General features: G+C 47.6%; 15 protein-coding genes. 13 read left to right on the plus strand and 2 right to left on the minus strand.

The window, feature by feature from the left end; all coding sequences use genetic code 11:
* Positions 1-502 precede the first annotated feature (502 nt).
* Entirely contained in the window at positions 503-2,800 is a 2,298-nt protein-coding gene (locus tag I6N98_RS06145) for a polysaccharide biosynthesis tyrosine autokinase (RefSeq protein WP_198570912.1), read from the minus strand.
* Positions 2,801-2,953: 153 nt separating this feature from the next.
* Positions 2,954-4,120, minus strand: a complete 1,167-nt coding sequence (locus tag I6N98_RS06150) for a polysaccharide export protein (protein WP_198570913.1) — start codon at positions 4,118-4,120, stop codon at positions 2,954-2,956.
* 666 nt (positions 4,121-4,786) lie between these two features.
* On the opposite strand from I6N98_RS06150, the gene I6N98_RS06155 reads away from it, so the two are divergent.
* The 13 genes from I6N98_RS06155 (at position 4,787) to rfbA (ending at position 19,566) form a co-directional block, all read left to right on the plus strand.
* A complete protein-coding gene (locus tag I6N98_RS06155) occupies positions 4,787-5,641 on the plus strand; it encodes a hypothetical protein (RefSeq protein WP_198570914.1) in 855 nt (284 codons plus the stop codon).
* A 205-nt stretch (positions 5,642-5,846) separates the two neighbouring features.
* The gene (locus I6N98_RS06160; protein WP_198570915.1) at positions 5,847-7,979 is read left to right on the plus strand and encodes a YjbH domain-containing protein; all 2,133 of its coding nucleotides are present in this window, start codon (positions 5,847-5,849) and stop codon (positions 7,977-7,979) included.
* Positions 7,980-8,442: 463 nt separating this feature from the next.
* Entirely contained in the window at positions 8,443-9,882 is a 1,440-nt protein-coding gene (locus I6N98_RS06165; protein ID WP_198570916.1) for an undecaprenyl-phosphate glucose phosphotransferase, read from the plus strand.
* A gap of 84 nt (positions 9,883-9,966) precedes the next feature.
* A complete protein-coding gene (locus I6N98_RS06170; protein WP_232787483.1) occupies positions 9,967-10,815 on the plus strand; it encodes a sulfotransferase in 849 nt (282 codons plus the stop codon).
* Complete coding sequence (locus I6N98_RS06175; protein WP_198570918.1) at positions 10,812-11,636, plus strand: sulfotransferase family protein; 825 nt, start codon at positions 10,812-10,814, stop codon at positions 11,634-11,636. Before I6N98_RS06170 ends, I6N98_RS06175 begins: the two co-directional genes overlap by 4 nt.
* 5 nt (positions 11,637-11,641) lie before the next feature.
* Complete coding sequence (locus I6N98_RS06180; protein ID WP_198570919.1) at positions 11,642-12,457, plus strand: glycosyltransferase family 2 protein; 816 nt, start codon at positions 11,642-11,644, stop codon at positions 12,455-12,457.
* A 1-nt stretch (position 12,458) separates the two neighbouring features.
* Complete coding sequence (locus tag I6N98_RS18690; protein ID WP_273475583.1) at positions 12,459-13,133, plus strand: acyltransferase; 675 nt, start codon at positions 12,459-12,461, stop codon at positions 13,131-13,133.
* Positions 13,130-14,260, plus strand: coding sequence for a glycosyltransferase family 4 protein (locus I6N98_RS06190; RefSeq protein WP_198570920.1), 1,131 nt, complete (start codon positions 13,130-13,132; stop codon positions 14,258-14,260). The genes I6N98_RS18690 and I6N98_RS06190 overlap by 4 nt, the downstream gene beginning before the upstream one ends.
* A gap of 3 nt (positions 14,261-14,263) precedes the next feature.
* Positions 14,264-15,508: an O-antigen polymerase gene (locus I6N98_RS06195; RefSeq protein ID WP_198570921.1), complete on the plus strand. Its 1,245-nt coding sequence runs from the start codon at positions 14,264-14,266 to the stop codon at positions 15,506-15,508.
* Positions 15,505-16,494, plus strand: coding sequence for an acyltransferase family protein (locus I6N98_RS06200; protein WP_198570922.1), 990 nt, complete (start codon positions 15,505-15,507; stop codon positions 16,492-16,494). Before I6N98_RS06195 ends, I6N98_RS06200 begins: the two co-directional genes overlap by 4 nt.
* A 3-nt stretch (positions 16,495-16,497) precedes the next feature.
* Complete coding sequence (locus tag I6N98_RS06205) at positions 16,498-17,604, plus strand: DUF1972 domain-containing protein (RefSeq protein WP_198570923.1); 1,107 nt, start codon at positions 16,498-16,500, stop codon at positions 17,602-17,604.
* Positions 17,601-18,671, plus strand: a complete 1,071-nt coding sequence (gene rfbB / locus I6N98_RS06210) for a dTDP-glucose 4,6-dehydratase (RefSeq protein WP_198570924.1) — start codon at positions 17,601-17,603, stop codon at positions 18,669-18,671. The genes I6N98_RS06205 and rfbB overlap by 4 nt, the downstream gene beginning before the upstream one ends.
* A gap of 10 nt (positions 18,672-18,681) precedes the next feature.
* Positions 18,682-19,566 (plus strand): glucose-1-phosphate thymidylyltransferase RfbA, encoded by an 885-nt coding sequence (rfbA, locus tag I6N98_RS06215; RefSeq protein ID WP_198570925.1) that lies wholly within the window; start codon positions 18,682-18,684, stop codon positions 19,564-19,566.
* Positions 19,567-19,569: the final 3 nt, after the last annotated feature.

Below are 19,569 nucleotides of genomic sequence, written 5' to 3' on the forward strand. Positions count from 1 at the left end.
CGCCCTTTATGTCCGCCATAGGGTGGCTCCGAACGGTGGACAAAAATCGTTGTCCACCCTACGTTTACATCGGCGTACGGTGGACATCGCCTTTTATGTCCGCCATTGGGTGGCTCCGAACGGTGGACAAAAATCGTTGTCCACCCCACGTTTACATCAGCGTACGGCGGACATCGCTTTTCATGTCCGCCATGGTGTGCCTCCCACCGGTGGACAAAACCACGTTGTCCACCCCACGTTCACATCGGCGTAGGGCGGACATCGCCTTTCATGTCCGCCATGGGGGTGGCTCAATTGGTGGACAAATAAATCGTTGTCCACCCCACGTTTACATCAGCGTACGGCGGACATCGTCTTTTATGTCCGCCATTGGGTGGCTCCGACCGGTGGATAAAAAATCGTTGTCCACCCCACGTTCACATCGGCGTACGGCGGGCATCGTCTTTTATGTCCGCCATGGGGGTGGCTCAATGGTGGACAAACAAAGCGTTGTCCACCCTACTTATTTACCTTCGGGCTTATACTCGTAATGGTAATAATGGTACCCATACCGATACCCATAAACCCCGCCGCGGCGCTCAACCGCATTGAGGATAACGCCCTTAATATTAATGCCGTTCTGTTCACAACGCCGACGGCACAAGTCCACCTCTTTTACGGGGTTTTTGCCAAAGCGCACCACCAACATACTTACACCCGCATGCTGGGCCACAATGGTGGCATCGGTTACCGCCATAATCGGGGGGGTATCAACCAACACCAAATCAAATTCGTTATTGAGCTGCTCCATCAACTCAGTAAACTCCTCCCGCATCAACAATTCGGAAGGGTTGGGCGGCGCCTTGCCTCGCGGCAATACATGCAGATTACTGACCCGCGTTTGTTGTATCGCCTCAGATACTTCAGCCCGTTTACCCAAAATATCCGAAAGGCCAACCTTGCCATCCACATCAAACATCTTGTGCAAATAGCCCCGGCGCAAGTCGGTGTCCATTACCAAAACGCGCTGGCCGGTCTGGGCAATAACCGCCGCCAGGTTACCAGTAATAAAGGATTTACCCACACCGGGGCTGGGGCCGGATACCACAATCACATTGTTCTTGGCCTCCAGCATCGCAAAGTGCAGGCTGGTGCGCAGGCTGCGTAAACTTTCTACTGCTATATCGGTGGGGTCGTTCCAGGTTAGCAGGCCCTCTGGGTGGTGCAGGTGACGACTGCGAGCCCGGGAGTCAAATTTACGCTGATTGTCGGACTCGGGAATCGAGGCATACACAGGTAAGCCAAGTGCTTCAATATCGTCGGAGTTCTCTACACCGCGGTTTAGGGCATTGCGGATCAGCACGTAGGCCACGCCGATAAAGCCACCCAGCAGGGTTGCAATAACGACAATCAGCGCCTTTTTGGGCTTAACCGGGTCCTGCGTATTTACAACGGCTTCATCCACAATGCGCACATTACCCACGGTACCTGCCCGTACAATATCTAGCTCCTGAATATTATTTAGCATCTGGGTGTAGATCTCGGTGCCCACCTCCAGGTCACGCCGCAAGCTCAATACATCTTGTTGAGTTTGTGGCAAATTGCGAACCCGCTTATCCAAGTCGGCTTTGCGGCTTTTAAGCTCTGCCATTTGCTCTTGCCAGGCAATATACTGGGGGTGGTCAGTGGTAAAGCGGCGGTCAATCTCTGACTTTTCCAACTGCAGTTCAGCAATTTTGGATTCAATCTCTACCACCTGATTCAGTAGTACCTCGGCTTCAGCGGTGATGTTTACCGAACCGGCTTCTACCTGGTAGTCATTGAGCTTGCGCTCTGCTTCTTCTAAGTCTTTTTTAAGTCCAGGCAACTGACTGCGCAGAAATTCAAGACTTTTCGCAGCCTCAGCAGACTGACGCTCCACGTTTTGCCTGACATAGGCTTCAGATACGACCTCCAAAAAGCGCTCCGCTAACTGTGGGTCTTTATGTTCATAAGTAAGCGAGAGAATCCCGGAGTCTTTGCCTCGCTCGCTTACTGACAGTGCCCGCTGATAACTGATAACAGTGCCAAGGTATTTCTTTTTCACTACGGTAAACAAGGTTCCGGACTTGGCTACGAGCTGTTCGAGGTAAATCTCGTATCCATCCTTCTTGGCAGTTCGGCCCACTTGGCCACGCAGAATCAGTTCATCCCCTGGACCGTACAGCGAGTAGTTGCCTTCCTTACCTGCAATTAAAGTAAGAGTGCTACCAATTGCATATTGCGGCACAACCAAGCGCTGTATATCGATACGTTCGCCACCCCAGGCAAAGCGAATGCCTTCTTGTCCCTCAAATCTGGAAAGTGGTAAGCGAAGTAAAATGCCCCACGTGCTACGCAAATAACCTGCTAGGCCGCCGACTTCATCATCAGGGAGAGTGTCACCATTGCGACGGGCAACGGCCTCGCCAACAATGGGGAAGTAAACCGGCTCTACGACAATATCCAAGCGCAACTTGTCGACGGCTGTACTCACCACTCGGCGGCTTTTAATCAGTTCTATCTCAGTGTTTGAACCAGACTCCCCACCTAATGCCTCAGATAAATCATCCATTCCGGGTAGGGAAGCCTTCTTTTCCTCTACTTGAACAATAGCGTCGGCTCGATAGATGGGGGTAGCAATCAAGGCATAGGCAACACCCAGAATACAGAAGAGCGCGGTAATACCAATGATGGTGAATTTACGCTCTAGCAATGACCCAATCAGAGCAAGCAGGTCGATTTCATCGTCTTGAATGCCCTGAGTAGGGCGCTGAGAGGGAGAAACTGAGTTTTCTGACATTGACACGCCTATTCATTAAAAAACTTCGCGCTGCGTGGGTAAGCTCAAAGCATGAGCGTTAATCTGCAGCGTTAAGACCACGCGTTGGAGTATTAAATCCCAAGCTGGCGCCGGGCTTACCCATAAGGGAGAGCCCTGGCGCAAGGCGACGATCTAATTCGCGTTTTCGATATCGGTAATATTATCCGTAGCTACAATACTGGGCAGCAACTGGCTCAAGAAGCGGTTCCAGCGAGTGATGGGCGCTGGTGCCACATAGACCACATCCCGTGCTTGAAGCGGAAACTGGTCGGCAAACATAAAGCCGGTTGCTCTGGCTGCATTTAAATGAAAGACCGTTGCGGTATACACAAGACGCCCACCGCTGTTGCGTTTGACGCCAGTATTCCGCAGCACGTAGATACCCCGGCCATCGGCGCGATTTTCATTAATACCATTGGCTGAGGCCAGCCCTTCCGCTAATGATGTGCCTTCCCGACCCATTAAAATACTCTGCGGTCGATTCACCTCACCCAACACAAAAATTTTGTCGGCATCATTACGAGGGATGTGTACCACATCGCCATGTTGCAAAATCAGGTCTTTACTCCAGTTGCCAAACTGAAATAACTCCCGAATAGAGACCGTTTGCACTTGGCCATCCCTCGACAATGTCACCCGGTCCCAGGCGGCCATTTCACCCAAGCCGCCAGCTTGCTCAATGGCATCAACCAATGTCATGGGTTGGTGAGTCACAGGCAGGATTTGTGGCTGCTTAACCGCGCCACTCACATAGACCTTCTGGCTCTGGTAATCCGCGACCCGCACGTCTACCTGTGGGTTGCGGATAACCGCGCGCAGTTCATTTCTGACCTTTTGCTTGATCTCTTGCAAGGTCAAGCCTGCCACATGGGTGTCGCCCACATAAGGGAAGAACACCGTGCCATCCGCTTTAACCTGGTTACCCGACTCGGCCGCCGTCCGGAATGACCCCGCCGGAATCGTCAATTCCGGGTGCTCCCATACGGTAATCGTGAGCACATCCCCCACACCCACATTGTAGGTGTAGGCCGAAAGAGCCTCCTGCATACCCTCCGGATAGGGGCGCGCTTCCGGAATCTTATTCATGCTGTAATGGCTCAACACGGTAGCGTTAATGGGGATGTAGCGGATGTCAACATTGGCTCGCTCATACTCATCGGGCGTGTCCCCAAATACGGTGGAGGGCACCCGGCTCATGGTGCTACCTGGGACAATAGTGCATCCGGAAAGGCCGGTGATAGCGGCGGTGCCTAACGCGAGAAGGGCGAGCTGCCGGGCAGGCCAAGAGCGAAAAGCCATACTGACTCCTTGTAATGATTCACTTTTTAGGTCGGGCCAAGATTATTCTTGCAATACGATATCGGGCTGGTCCTTCAAGACTCGGGCCAACAATGTTTTGCAGGTTAACCGCGCAACGTACCGTCAATAGATGTCAGAGGTATGAACGTTAAGCCATGCGTGGGTACACATTCACACCACCTTGGCCTGCCTCCTGACACTGCGGCCGTATTTTGTACCAGCTGAGCGTGAATATCCATAAACTGTACAAATTTGGTGCATAGGGGGCAAAACTGTGCGTGGGCAAGCCCCATTCATGTCTATCTGCGGCCACAACGAGCCAAAACGGCACGAGTAGCGGCCTGGAGTCTAAAATTGCTGAATAGTGTTTTGGTGTATTCAGTGGCTCATAGCCGGTGCTGGAGCTGGTTACCGCCGTTTATTCATCAGTGTTTCACAGTCGAGTACCAAGCTGCTACCAAATCATCCGTAAAAAGAATGGTGACGCCGGGAACCTGGCGGATTAATTGCTTTCTACAGACGAGTGGGTGCGGTGGTGCTGCATTGGTGCAATGTAAAAAAGCGTAATGTCCCTTGCCTCTATGTCATTAGGTGTAATAGGCTTCTCCTCGTCAAGGATTTGCAGCCGCCTCAGTCTGTACGCAAAAAATCTAAAGGAGCATTAGAATGAGTTTTCTAAATTTGGGTCGTGGAAGTGTGCTCACAGTGGGCTTCGCCGCAGCGTTGGCGTTGGCTGGCTGTGGCGGCGACAGCAGCAGTAGCAAAACTAGTCTGGATTACCAGGCGACAGTAGCTCACGGCGCCGTAGTCGGCGCTACTTGTGACCTCTTCGACGCCGACGGAGCCCTGATCGCCAGCGGTTTCACCACTGACGAGAATGGCCAAGTCGATATCAGCGCCAAGGTTAACAAGAAAAAATTCCCTGTCAGCATGTCCTGTTCTGGGGGTACTTACTACAACGAGGCGACCGGTCAAACCGAAACTCAAACTGGGGCGCTGCGTTCTATCGTTCCTGACAAAGACACCCTCAACAGCGTAGGTGGTGAGGTGGCAGTCACGCCTTTGACTGACCTGGCCGCGGAGCTTTACAGCAAATCTCCAGTTAAAGATCCTGTTGCCGCTAAACAAGCGCTGGCAGAAATTCGTGAAGCCTTGGCGCCCAACCTGGGTACTGGTGGTGCAGACCTATTGCAGGCGCCACAACCCGTCAAGAACAGCACCGACACCGTGGGTGGTACCGTTCAGGGTGAGTACGCACTGTACTTGGCAGGTTTGGCTAAAGCCGCCCAAAGTCGCGGTGTGACCCCAGAGCAATTGCTGGACACCGTCAAGGGCCAAGTGCAGCAGGGCACACAAATCGACAGCACGGTTGCTGACGATGTGGTCTCTGGGGCCAAAGAGTTTGCCACCGAGCAGGGCGATGCTGACGCTCAAGCAGCGGTTGAGAATGATGTAGCAGGTGACGGCGCCGTAGAAACACCCACTGGCAGCACGGGTGCAACCGGCGCAACTGGCAGCTAAGCGACCAGTCTTCACTACGTAGGCAATCGAAGGTACGTAGTACGTGATAAAGAGGCGGCCGCTTGGCCGCCTTTTTACGTCTCAGGTAATGGACTTAAAGTTGGGCTGCAACGTGCGTCATCATTGGCTTATCGCATCTTCCTCTATCCTTATTGCAACGGCTGTATCCACCTCTGAAACAGCAATAGCTCAAGGCAATACCAACATGCAGGGCGTAAGCGGGCTGTTTAATGTGCCCGATGCCTCGGTCATTGAGTTTGGCAAGGCGTCACTCGCATTTGACCGCCAGGTGGATGGCCGCTTCAGTGGTAACCCGCTTCTGAATGATTCCGGCAACGATATCGTTTTCGGGGCGGGCGCTTTTCCCCATGTAGAAGTTGCTGGTCGGAATGTGACTGGTGAATCAACAGCCGGCGGTTCCGACTTGTCCTTCAACATGAAGCTCCAATCCCCTTGGCAGCTCTTTGATGGCCTGGACTTGGCCATAGGCCAAATGGATGTGGGCGGCTCAGTAAATGAATACGACACCACCTACGCCGTGGCTACTTGGCAGTTTGGCGATGTTCGTGCCACTCTTGGCGGCGGCAAGGTCACGGGTAAAGCCACTAATTACACCCTGCGTTTGGACGGCGCCTTTGGCGGTATAGAGTACGCGCCAACTGACTGGTTCAGCGTTATGCTTGAGGATGATGGCCACAGCCGTAATGCCGGTGTTAGGTTAGGTTTACCACAAGCCTGGTTGCCCCAGGGATGGCAGCTCTCGACCTTATTGATGGGCTCATCAGAAGAGGGCGCGGACGGCCGCAAGGACTGGTACGGCTTTAACCTCCAAATTCCCCTGGCCCAAAAAACTGAGCGTACACTCCCCAAATCCCGGCCCCGTAAGCCTGCCGAGAAGGTGCGGCACCCTGTGGTTATCGAAGAAGTGTATGGCACCGAGCAGGGCGTACGGATTACCAGTGGCCCCGATTTTGAAGCTGCCGGCCCCGGTGCCTCCAGCGACGACTCGACATCATCTAGCAGCAAGAAGCCCGACCGACTGAATACTGGCGGGACGTCTGTTCAATACAGCGATGCGCAAATCGCTCGTGATAACCCGATGGCGGCCAAAGCTCGGCGCCTACGTTCGATTATGGTCAAAGCGGGCTTTGAGCGGGTGAGAATCGCCCGCACTGGGCCTCGTTGGATCATCGCCTTTGAAAACCCACGCTACAATGCCAACGTGGTTGATGGTTTGGGCGTAGCAGCAGGCTTAATTAGCCATCAATTGGCAGAGAATGAGTTCTTCTATCTTCAGCTAGAAAAATACGGTCTGCCGGTTTTTGGCCTAGGTGGTCATGCGCCTTCATGGCAGCGTTTCCTGGCTGGCGAAACTGCCATGCCGCCGTCAGAAATGACGGTGGCCCCGCGTAATGAGCTGCAGCGTAACACCAATATGATTCGTCACGCTGCCAAATCAACGCTCGATTACCTGGCCTTCCGCCCCACCATTACCGTGCGGCCGGCGATTTCGTCCACCATAGGCACGGAATTTGGCGTCTTCGACTACTCGCTGGCCACCCGCGTTGACGTGGTTCAGCCCCTCTGGCCGGGGGCGGCGATCAATATAACCCGAGATTGGTCCACCTATGAGACCGACGACTTCACCGAAGACGGCCGCTTCGGTGGCGTGTTCCTCTCTCAGGCTATTGAAGATGGTGTGAAGAACAAGGTGTTTAGCCAGGCCATCCGCCACGGTGGCGGCTTTACCAGTATGGTCTCTTACGGAGAATTCCTGGGGCAATACGAAGGTGTGCAGTACGAGGGCCGCTGGGAGCCCGGCGATGGTCGCCACCGTTTCCAGTTGGTAGTGGCAGATTTAGAAGATATGGACTTCCCGGAGGATGTAGCCGAGCCGCTGTTGGCATCGTGGCGCTACTTTGCTCAAAGCACAAACACAGAGTTAAACATAACCACCGGCAGGTTCCTGGAGGGTGACGAAGGCTTCAAGGCTGACATTACCCAACACGTCGGTAACGTGCAGCTCCATTTGATCGTCAAAGAATCGGAAAATGATCAATTTGCGGGCATCGGTTTTACCGTGCCATTGACTCCACAGCGGGACATGAAGCGCATTGCGGGTATCCAAGTTGTCGGTACGCCCTATTTTAGGTATGAAGTTAGCACTATTTTAGGGCAAAATAACGGTAACCCTCTGGTCTTTGGCCCAAATCGCAGGCCGGAACAGTACTACAACCTGGAAAACGCCTTTTACAATGGTGACAGGTTGAGTGCGGCCTATGTCAAAGCCAATCAGGAGCGAATGCGTTCGGCTTGGAAGAAGTACGGTAAACAGTAAATAGGGTTATCGCAGTGCCTGAACTGCTGGAGCCCAGTGCTGTCACAATGCTTTAGCAACAGCTGGCATACAATGTGCTCAATAGCTGTTAGTGGGTAGTAATCCAGCGCGCTCCATTGAACTATTCCCGGAGTGATAAGTGTTAACAGTTCAATACAGAGTGCAAGGGAGTCCAACGACCTCAGGGGTAGGGGGCCTCGGTTACCCGATGGTATTGCCAGCCTTGGCGTTGACAATTTTTAACCATTCACGCGGTGCGCTATTTGAGAAACAGGTATATAATAGCGCGGCTTTAAATTTGTAATGACACCGCCCTAACTCTTCGGAATTCTATAACGAAAAGGCTAATGGTGCGTGCAGGTACGGCAACTATGTATTTGCACATTGGGACTTTTCCGGAATAGGGATATATAGATTGCATTGCCCTTACCAAGTGACCGAGGGTAATAGCGAAGGACGTGCTATGAGCTGCGAATATACAACTGGCGGAATTGGTGAGCCCCATGGCGGGTTTATCAAAAAGCATCACTCCCTCCTCACTTCTATACATCAGCTTGCCGACGTGCTCATTGTGTGGGGCATACTGGCAGCTATCGTTAACACCGCAAGCGTAAACTGGGATGTGTGCTATCAAATAGCCGCGTTTTTCTCCTCATTGTGTTATCACGTTCTTGGCCATAAGGGCGGACTATATTCTTCCTGGCGTGGCCAGTCCCTGTGGCAAGAAGTTAAAGCCATCTACAAAACCTGGCTGCTGACCCTTGGCGGCTTATTAATAGTCTCTTTCCTGTTCAACCTCAATGAAGAATTTGGTGGCGCGGTCATGGTGGCGTGGGCAATCGCGGTGCCTGCGTCTGTGAGCCTGTATCGCATTTCTATTCGCATGATCCTGAGAGAGTTTCGTAGGGTGGGTATTAATACCCGCCGTATCGCTATAGTCGGAGCCAAAGAACCAGGCGTATCTCTGGCCAGGCACATCCTTGGTAGTGACTGGATGGGGATGGATATCGCGGGATTTTACGATGATCGGGTTAAGGTCGGTAGCAAACCGTTACAGTCCGCAGACCTTGATGTTATTGGGGACATTAAAGCCCTGCTTCATGATGCCCGAAAGGCAGAGTTTGATGATATTTATATAGCCCTTCCAATGAAGGAAGAAGCAACTATAAGAATGTTGGTTGAAGAGCTCGCAGACAGTTCGTGCTCAGTACATATTGTCCCAGATATTTTTACGTTCAAAATGTTGAATGCACGCAGCCGAGAAATCGGAGGCTTACCTGTTGTAAGTGTCTACGACACTCCCTATGACTCCTTTGATGAACTTGTAAAGCGTATTGAAGATGTCGTTCTGAGTTCTATTATCCTTTGTGTTATTGCTGTCCCGATGTTGTTTATTGCTGCTGCGGTTAAGTTCACCTCGAAAGGCCCAGTGATATTTAAGCAGCGACGCTACGGAATTAATGGTGAGGAAATTGAAGTTTGGAAGTTTCGTTCTATGACTACCTGTGATAATGGCGATGTGGTAGTGCAGGCAACTAAGAATGATGCACGAATAACTAAAGTGGGTGCCTTTCTCAGAAAGACCTCGCTGGATGAGCTCCCCCAGTTTATTAATGTACTTCAAGGTTCGATGAGCATTGTGGGGCCAAGGCCTCACGCAGTGGCTCATAACGAACTCTACCGCGACAAAATTAGTGGTTATATGCAAAGGCATTTGGTCAAGCCTGGAATTACCGGTTGGGCGCAAGTTAACGGTTGGCGTGGTGAGACGGATACGCTTGAGAAGATGGAGAAGCGTGTTGAGTTTGATATAGAGTACATCCGAAATTGGTCGTTATTTCTTGATTTAAAGATAGTTGTTTTAACCGCAACTAAAGGGTTCCTTTCGCAGAGCGCCTATTAAGCTTCAATTTTCAGTTGTATCAACTTTATCTCACTAATTTCATTAGTCGAATTGTATTCGAGATCAATCTAAGAGTATCTGACTTTGAGCCCTGTAATTATTGTGGGAATGCATAGGTCTGGCACTACCATGCTGGTGGAGCTGTTTGAAGAGTTGGGAGGCTTTTTTGGCGCAAAGTATGGCGTTAATAAAGAGGCATTTGAGTTTCTTCGATTTCATGAGGAGATATTGCGAAATATGGGTGGGGCATGGGATGAAGTATCTCCGCTGCTCAATGATAAAATTTACGACGCGGCGATCTCAGAGCAGATTTGTGCGCATATCAAGTCCTACTCAAGACGAAAGGCGATAAAAGAATATGAGCGACTTGGTATGTCGAAATTATTCTGGGGATGGAAAGACCCGAGGAATTGTCTATTTGTCAATTTTTGGCTTCAAGCATACCCTCAAGCAAAGGTGATTTTTATTTATCGAAATCCACTTGATGTCGCAAAAAGCTTGAAAGTAAGGTCCGACAAAGGGGTATTGTCTGGCGAGTGGATCGAGGGGGTGCCATTGAAAACCAAGTTGCGAGATTCACTCCGGGAAAATAGAAGCTACCCACTTCAGTCGATTAGGTGTAGAGACCTGGGCTCGGCTCTGCAGCTGTGGGAAGATTATAATATATTGGCTCTCAAGAATTTGGATGGGGTAGATTATTTGAGTGTTAGGTATGAAGATCTATTGTCCAATCCGTTGAATATCCTGTCTGATATCGAAAGTTATTTATTTCGAGACAGAAATATGATTCCTCAATTTAAAAAAATTGGGGAAAAGATCAATTCTTCTAGAGCTTATGCTTGTTCAGTTGATGAGTTTAGCGAAGAAAATTTAAACTGGCTAAAGAAAAGCGAAATTCTGCGTAAATTTGGTTATGAGGGGCTTGTGGAATGACAGAGGTTTTTTTTGTGGGTGCCCCGAAGTGTGGAACGTCGACACTTTATGATGTCTTATCTAATTCTGGATATGTAAGGTGTCAAGTTCCGAAAGAGACGCACTTTTTTTCATATCCTGAAGTTAAAAATACGTATTACAAAGTCCCATTTATAACCTCTTATTCAGATTATGAAAAAGCTTTTGTCGGAAATGGGATATCCGCTGATTTTAGTCCTTCGTATCTTCGTTACCATAAGTTCGCAATACCTAGGATAAAAAAAAAATACAAAAATGCTAAAATTGTTGCCGTCTTGAGAGAGCCGGTCGCGCGGGCAGTATCCCATTACTTGATGGATGTAAGCTTGGGATATCAAAGCGAATCAATAGAAAATGCACTAAATGATGATTTGTATTACGCTGAATATATTGAAAACAGTATTTATTTTGAGGCATTGTGTGAGTTCGAAAGAAGCTTTAAAGAAGTGCACTTTGTGACTTATGAAGAACTGTTTTCTAGCCCTGACGCGTTTCATGCGTTGTGTCGATTTTTAGAAATACCCTCGCTAAGATTCGAGCTCCTTTCGCAGCAAGCCAGTAACAGATTCAGAAAGCCACGGAGCGCCACGGTAATCCACTTCCTAAGAAATATGAATGCCTTGGCATATGGGAAAAAAATAACCCCTCCCTGTATTTACGAAAGAGTCAAATCTTTGGCTTATTCCCGCGGGAAAAAGCCAAAGATAGCAGTTGAATCCCTGGATAAATACTTCGAAAAAGATATAGAGATTTTGAAAAAAGATTATCCCCATCTGGGTATTGATAGGTGGTGGCGGGACTGAACAGCATGGGATTGACATTGTCGGTAATCATCGTAAATTATAATGGCGGCGAATATTTAAAAAGGGCAGTGGATTCGCTTTCTTTACTGACTGTCGATTATGAAATTGTCGTCGTTGATAATAATTCCACTGACAATAGTTTGTCCGTTCTCCCGTTGAGATCAAATTTGAAAATAATAAAAAATGAGAAAAATGTAGGGTTCGGTGTTGCCAATAACCTCGGTGTGATGAAATGTTCAGGGGACGTTATTTTGCTCATGAACAATGACGCCGCCTTACTTGAAGATATTGGCTCATTCGTAAAGTTGGTTCGTCGTGATAAAAAGACTGTGTGGTCGTGCTCTATGGTTGGCGAAGACAAGAAAGTCCGTCCATCCTTTGGGCGATTTCCGAGTTCATTTCTCGATATTCTGCTTCCATCAAGGCTGTACTCTGGGGAAGGTGCCGACGAGAGTAGCTGCGTAGACTGGATTGAAGGGTCGCTTATGTTAACCAGTAGGGTGCTTTGGGAGAGGGTTGGCGGCTTCGACGAGAATATCTTTATGTATGGTGAGGATATTATATTGTGCAAGGAAATGAAGGAGGTGGGTGCAAAATTCGTAGTCGATCCTGATGTTAAATATTTTCATCGAGGCGGGTTTGATGAGTCGAAAAAGGGGAATATTTACATTGGTTTTAAGTCATATTTCTCCAAATATTATTCTGGAGTGAGAAGGAAGTATTATTTAACATTGATATCAGCTGTTGTATTTCTAAAGTACAGCTTGGGTGTGCTTTTTAAGAACCGGACTGCAGCCGATAGTTATAGGAAGGCTATGTAACATGCGAAAGGTTCTGAATTTTGTCGCTCGTTATATTAAAGATGAAAACTTTGAGCTTGATGAGAGGATACCATTTTTTTACTTGGTGTTTTACGTCATTGGCTTGTTCGTTAGATTGTTGCGGGGCTTGCTTTATTTAAGGAAGCCAATATTCCTTTCAAGGCGTTGTGCCTTAAAGGCGGTGATGAAAATTTCAATTGGAGAATACTCAAAAATTGGTGAGCACTGTTATTTCGATGGTCTGTCTTCTGGTGGTATAAAAATAGGTAGGAATGCTTCTATAGGTCCTTATACACGGATAGAGTGCTCCGGCAGCATGAGGGACATTGGAAAGGGCATAGAAGTAGGAGATAACTTTGGGGTTGGTGCTTATGCATTCTTCGGCTGTGCGGGCGGTGTGGTGATTGGGGATGATGTGATAATGGGGCAATATGTTAGTTTTCATAGCGAAAATCATAATTACTCAAACGCTGATAAGAAAATTAAGGATCAAGGTGTTTCCAGAAGGGGGATAGTAATTGGGAGTGACGTTTGGGTGGGTGCTAAGGTTACCTTTCTGGATGGAGCTAGTGTATCCAATCGCACCATAATTGCGGCTGGAGCGGTTGTTGTGGGCGAATTTCCCCCTGGAGTTGTGATAGGCGGTGTGCCTGCAAAGGTGATAAAAAAGATATGAGTTGCGTCTTGTTAATTCACCAATCCGCTGAGCTTTATGGTTCTGATAAAACATTCTATTCACTAGTTAAGAGTATTAAAGAAAAGAATTTCGACTCCGTAGTGGTATTGCCATATGAAGGTCCTTTAAAAAGAGAATTGGAGGAAATCGATGTGGAGGTCGTGGTACACCCCATCCTTAAGGCTCACCGAGGGATGCTGTCGGTTGGATTCTTGTTCTCTTTGATTCCTAATGTCTTTAGTCTTTTCTTGTTCTATCGTAGATTAATAAAAAAACGAGGTGTCAGCACGGTTTACGCTAATACGATAGCAGTCCTTGATGGGGCGTTTATTAAGATTATTTTTCGAAATGATATTCTACATGTCTGGCATATCCACGAAATTCTTGAGGACTTGGGCGCTTTCAATAGGATGTATGGGTTTTTGCTTCGAAAGTTTTCTGACAAAGTAGTGTGTAACTCAAATGCTACTAAGCGTTATGTAGATGAAATCAGTAATGACTCTGCGTCGAAAGTCGTCTATAACGGCGTTAATTACAGTAATTTTACCTCTATTCGGAATAGTCGAGAAGATCATAGGGGAAAGCCGCTCACGTTAGCGTTGGTTGGTAGGCTAAACGATTGGAAGGGGCACTGCCTGTTTCTAGAAGCTCTCGAAAACTCTTCTTTTGAGATTGGAGATATTAATGTGGTTTTCAAGGGCTCTCCAAACCCTAACAATGTAGGTTATAGTGAAATCCTCGATTGCGTCACTAAAAGTAGGTTTTCCTGTTCAGTAACTATTGCTGATTTTCAAGTCCAAGTTGAAGATGTCTGGAAAGATATAGACATTTGCGTTGTTCCCTCGACAAAGCCAGAGCCCTTCGGCATGGTAGTTATAGAGGCGATGGCTTCCGGTATTCCTGTAATAGCGTCAGACCACGGGGGGCCTTCTGAGATAATTAAGCACCGTTCATCTGGTATGTTATTTGAGCCTGGAAGTGCTAGGGGGTTGGCCAGTTGTTTAGAGGAGTTGGTTGGAAGTAGTGAGCTGAGGGAATCTCTTTCATTTTCGGGCGGAATAGCTGTCCGCGAAAACTTCAGAGAAGATATTTATGTTAACAAGCTGCATCGAGTACTGGGGTTGTGATTTATGGAAGTGGTGATTAGCCTTATCCTTATTGCGATTTTGGCTTTTTCTTTCCATGCAGCAACTCATATTACTAAATCATGGTTGCAGCCTTGGTTAATTTTATGCTTGCCGATAGGGGTTGCAGCTTTACTTCATTCTTTGGCTTTAAGTGATATTGTAACTCCGTGGGAACCTTTAATGGCTGTGTTAGTGGTTGTGGCCATTTCCCTATTATTCTTTTTCTCTATACCGGGAAAGAAATACACCCTTACGTTTCCTGATATTGGTTCGGATCGATTTTTGTCTCATTCACCTCATAGTTTTAACACTATAGTATTAGTTTCATTAGTATGCATATTTTTTAACTATCTGGAGTTTGGGATCGCCGGTCAAATACCAATTTTGACAAGTGATCCTGAAAAGTCGCGGTTTGTGATTGGAGGTAACGGCTTTCTACATGTCGTAAGTGTATGCGCGATTTATCTTTTTCCCCTAATTTTTATGTACTTGAAAACTAATAATCTAGTGTTAAGCAGAGCTCGACGTTGGATGATGATTTTCTTAATGGTATTTATAGTTTTTACCGCGCTATTGTGGGTGAGTCGAGGATTGCTCTTTGTTATGTTTGTGATGACATTCGTCATTAACTCAGCCATGAGTAATCGAAAGGTAGAGCTAAAGAAGATTATAAAACTAGTGCTGTTCCTTGTCCTTATTATCGTTGGAGTTAAAGTTTTTAGGGGCTATATTGAATTTGGAAATGACTACTTTGTCAGTCAGCAGGGCGAAGGTGGGCGCGGAGCTGCGTATTGGATGGTCGCTTACCTTACTTTGTGTCTCAATTTCGAAATTTTAAGTGATTACTTGAGGTATTTTTCGTCGGGGGGCGATCATTTTGGCGGCTTGATAACTATCTCTCCGTTTTCTACGCTCTTGCCTGTTCCGAAAATGACGGAGCTTATGTTTCAGAACCAATACCTTGGTTACTACAGAGAAACTACTTTAACGTCTACATTTCTTGGAGTTGCTTACGTAGATTTTGGGCTTTTTGGTGTAATCTTTACTTCGGTTGCAGTTGCGAGTATTTATAAGTTTTATTTTAATCAAGCCTTCTCAGGCTATAAAGGGTTTGGGCTTTACTGTTATTCTTTCCTTGTTGTCCAAGCTCTTATGCTCCCCTACACAAACACTATTTTTCAAGTCCACACGGTTTTGTTTTTCTCGTTTGCTTATATGTTACGCTTTTTATTAAAGGTGCGCCTTTGAAGACGTCGGTTCTTTCAATCGATGCCATGCGGGGTATCTTGGCGTATTTTGTGATTTTGATTCACTTGAAGCCTCTTTGTTGCGGCGATGACTACGCTGATAGCTTTGTCAATGTGGTGGCGAGGATTGCTGTACCTTTGTTTTTTTGTATCTCTGGATTTTTAAATTATCGTCGTATTCAAGAGTTGGATTTTCTAAGGTTTTTATCTAAACTTGCTCGTTCGGTGTTGGTACCGTATTTTTCCATATCATTGCTAGCTGCTTTCCTGTTGTGGGTGGTGTCTATGATCTTGGGCGAAGTAGTTATTCTTGGTTATCAATTTCCACTTAGTATTTATAGCTTTGCAGATTTTATCTTCGGGTTTGACGGTTATCCCGGCTTGTTTCATCTTTGGTTTTTGCGGAATTTATTTTTGGCTGCGATATTTGTGTACTTCTTCCGTCCGAATGTGAGTAAGGGTTTGGCTTGGCTTCTTCTTTACGCTAGCGCAATTGCCTGGGCAGCCGCCGAGTACGAAAGTAAGTTTTTATCTCTTTATATTGAGTCGATTTCATCTTTTTTGGCGGGCTACCTCATTGCACGCTTGTTGGCTATGAATGCACTAAATTGGCATTGTTTTCTAATATTTTTTGCGGGCCTTTCATCATCGGAGTTCATTCTGGCAGCGCTGGGGAGCCAGGATGTTGGTAGGTCCTTAATACCAATTTTGGCAGCTCTATTTGTCCTGGGTTTTGTGTATTACTTCGACGTGAAAGGCTTTAAGTTGCCCTATTTGCTCACAAAGGCATCTGAGTTTTCCTTACCTATTTATCTTTTCCACCTACCATTTGTTTTAATTTTTATATTGGTGTTGGATGGTGAGCCAAACTTTGGGTTTTTAGAGATTTCTCTTTCGGCATTTTTTGTCTTTTGTTTCTCGTATATTTTTTCTTATTTATTAAGGCAGGTGCTCCCGGTGTGTTACATATTAATGGTGGGCAAGTAAAAGGTGGAGTTGATTATTTTAGGTTCCCGAGGTGTCCCGGCAAAGCACGGTGGTTTCGAGACCTTCGCTGAGTACTTATGTCGATACTTAGTCGAAAAGGATTGGGATATTGTCGTCTATTGCCAAGAAGAAGGCAGCGGCCCTGTTTATGAATCTGAATGGGAGGGGGTTAAGCGCATCCATATTCCGGTCAAAAACAAAGGGCCACTTGGCACCATTATTTTCGATCTTCGATCCGTTGTTCATTCCCTGCGCCACAATGGCATTTTTCTGACCCTAGGCTATAACACCGCCATTTTTAATGTTTTGCACCGGCTATTTGGCAAGCAAAACGTTATCAATATGGATGGTATTGAATGGAGGCGCCAGAAGTGGGGTGCTGTTGCCAAGGCCTGGTTTTGGCTTAATGAGCGGCTAGGCTGTTGGTTTGGGAATCATTTGGTTGCTGACCACCCCTGTATCGAAGACCATTTGGCCACCCGGGTTTCACGCAAAAAAATCACCATGATCCCCTATGGCGGGTTACATGTTGACACTGCGGACGTTTCGCATCTGTCCCAGTTTGGATTGGAGGCGCAAAAATATGCCATTGTGATTGCCAGGGCTGAGCCGGAAAACTCCATTCTGGAAATTGTAGCGGGTTTTTCCAGTCGGCAACGGGACTATAAGCTGTTCGTGCTGGGCAATTATTCGACGGAGAATGCCTACCACCGAGCGGTGAAGCAGGCCGCCTCGAATGAAGTGATATACCCCGGTGCTATTTACAACGTGAATGTTGTGAGTGCACTCCGATACCACGCCTTTTGTTATGTTCACGGGCATCAAGTTGGTGGAACTAATCCGTCCCTAGTGGAGTCCATAGGGGCGGGAAATGCGATCATTGCACACGATAATCCCTTTAATCGCTGGGTTGCCAAGGAAGGGGCTATGTACTTCACTGGCAAAGAGGGTGCGGCCAAAGCCTTTGATGAGCTGCTGGCTGATGGAGAGTTGGTAAAGGGCTTGCAAGAAAGCACCCGCCGTAACTATCAGGCTAATTTCCGTTGGGACGATATTTTGGCCCAGTATGAAACGCTATTAATTCACCATTATCCTTCGGGTTCACAATGAAAATATTAGTTACTGGCGGAGCCGGCTTTATCGGTAGTGCGGTCGTTCGCCACATTTTGGCCGGTACCGATGCATCGGTGATTAACGTCGATGCCTTGACCTATGCGGGTAACTTGGAGTCGATTCCTAACGCAGAGGCGACAGGTCGCTACGCTTTCGCGCAGGTGGATATTTCCGATTTCGCAGCACTAAGCGCAGTGTTTGCCGAGTATCAGCCCGATTTGATTATGCATCTTGCTGCTGAGAGTCATGTTGATCGTTCGATCGATGGCCCCGGTGCCTTTATTCAGACCAATGTAGTCGGTACCTACAATATGCTCGAAGCGGCCCGCGGCTATTGGCAGGAGCTCAATGGCGATAAAAAAGCGGGTTTTCGTTTTCATCATATCTCTACCGATGAAGTGTATGGGGACCTGCACGGCACCGATGACCTCTTTACTGAAACTACATCCTACGAGCCTAGCTCGCCTTATTCTGCAAGCAAAGCCGGGTCAGATCATTTGGTGAGGGCGTGGGGCCGTACCTTCGGCTTACCGATAGTTGTCACAAATTGCTCAAATAATTATGGTCCTTACCAATTCCCCGAAAAACTCGTCCCCCATATTATTCTCAATGCACTCCACGGAAAGCCTTTGCCAGTTTATGGGGATGGCAGTCAAATTCGCGACTGGTTGTATGTTGAAGACCACGCTCGCGCGTTGTTCAAAGTGGTTACGGAGGGCAAGGTGGGTGAGACCTACAATATTGGCGGCCATAACGAGAAGCACAATATTGAAGTGGTGGAAACCATTTGTGAGCTACTGGAAGAATTAGCCCCTGACAATGAAAGCTCATGCGCGAGCGGTAAAGGTTTTAAGCAGCTTATTACCTTTGTTAAAGATCGTCCTGGCCACGACGCCCGTTATGCGATTGATGCCAGTAAGATACAGCGGGAGCTGGGTTGGGTGCCGGAGGAGACTTTTGAAACGGGGCTTCGTAAAACGGTGCAGTGGTATCTGGACAACCCGCAGTGGTGGCAGCGGGTATTGTCAGGTGATTACAAGCTAGACAGGATGGGTGAAGCATAGAGGAAGTACTATGACTAAGAAATACAAAGGAATTATTCTTGCTGGAGGATCTGGCACTCGGCTTCATCCCATTACTATGGGTATGTCCAAGCAGTTGTTGCCGATCTACGACAAGCCGATGATTTATTACCCTTTGTCGGTGCTCATGTTAGCGGGTATTAAAGATATATTAGTGATCTCTACGCCTACAGATTTGCCGAGCTTTCAACGCCTTTTAGGTGACGGTAGTCAATTCGGTATAAGTGTTTGTTACGAGGAGCAACCTAGCCCGGATGGCTTGGCTCAGGCTTTTACCATTGGTGCAGACTTTATTGGCAATGATAGTGTCAGCCTGGTATTAGGTGACAATATTTTTTATGGTCAGCATTTCTCGGACAATTTAGAAAGTGCTGTATCTAAAGAAAATGGTGCCACGGTATTTGGTTATCATGTGACAGATCCTGAACGTTTTGGCGTGGTTGAATTTGGTGATGACGGAAAGGCTATCAGTATTGAAGAAAAGCCAGCCAAGCCAAAGTCTGCCTATGCCGTTACCGGTTTGTACTTTTACGACAACGATGTTGTTGAGATTGCCCGTAGTATCAAACCCTCACCGCGTGGAGAGCTTGAGATAACCGATGTAAACCTAGCCTACCTCAATCGCGGAGGTTTGAATGTGGAGGTATTGGGGCGAGGCTTTGCCTGGTTAGATACAGGCACCCATAATTCCCTAATTGAAGCTGGCCAATTTGTACAAACAGTAGAGCACCGTCAGGGACTAAAAGTGGCTTGCCTGGAAGAAATCGCGTTTCGCCAAGGTTGGATTAGTGCCGAGCAACTTGTTGAGCAAGGTGAGTCATTGAAGAAAACCGGCTACGGCCAGTATTTGCTGCGTGTGGCTGGCGGTTATAAATAAATT

Origin of the sequence: Spongiibacter nanhainus (assembly GCF_016132545.1) — a bacterium.
GTDB classification, from domain to species: Bacteria; Pseudomonadota; Gammaproteobacteria; order Pseudomonadales; family Spongiibacteraceae; genus Spongiibacter; species Spongiibacter nanhainus.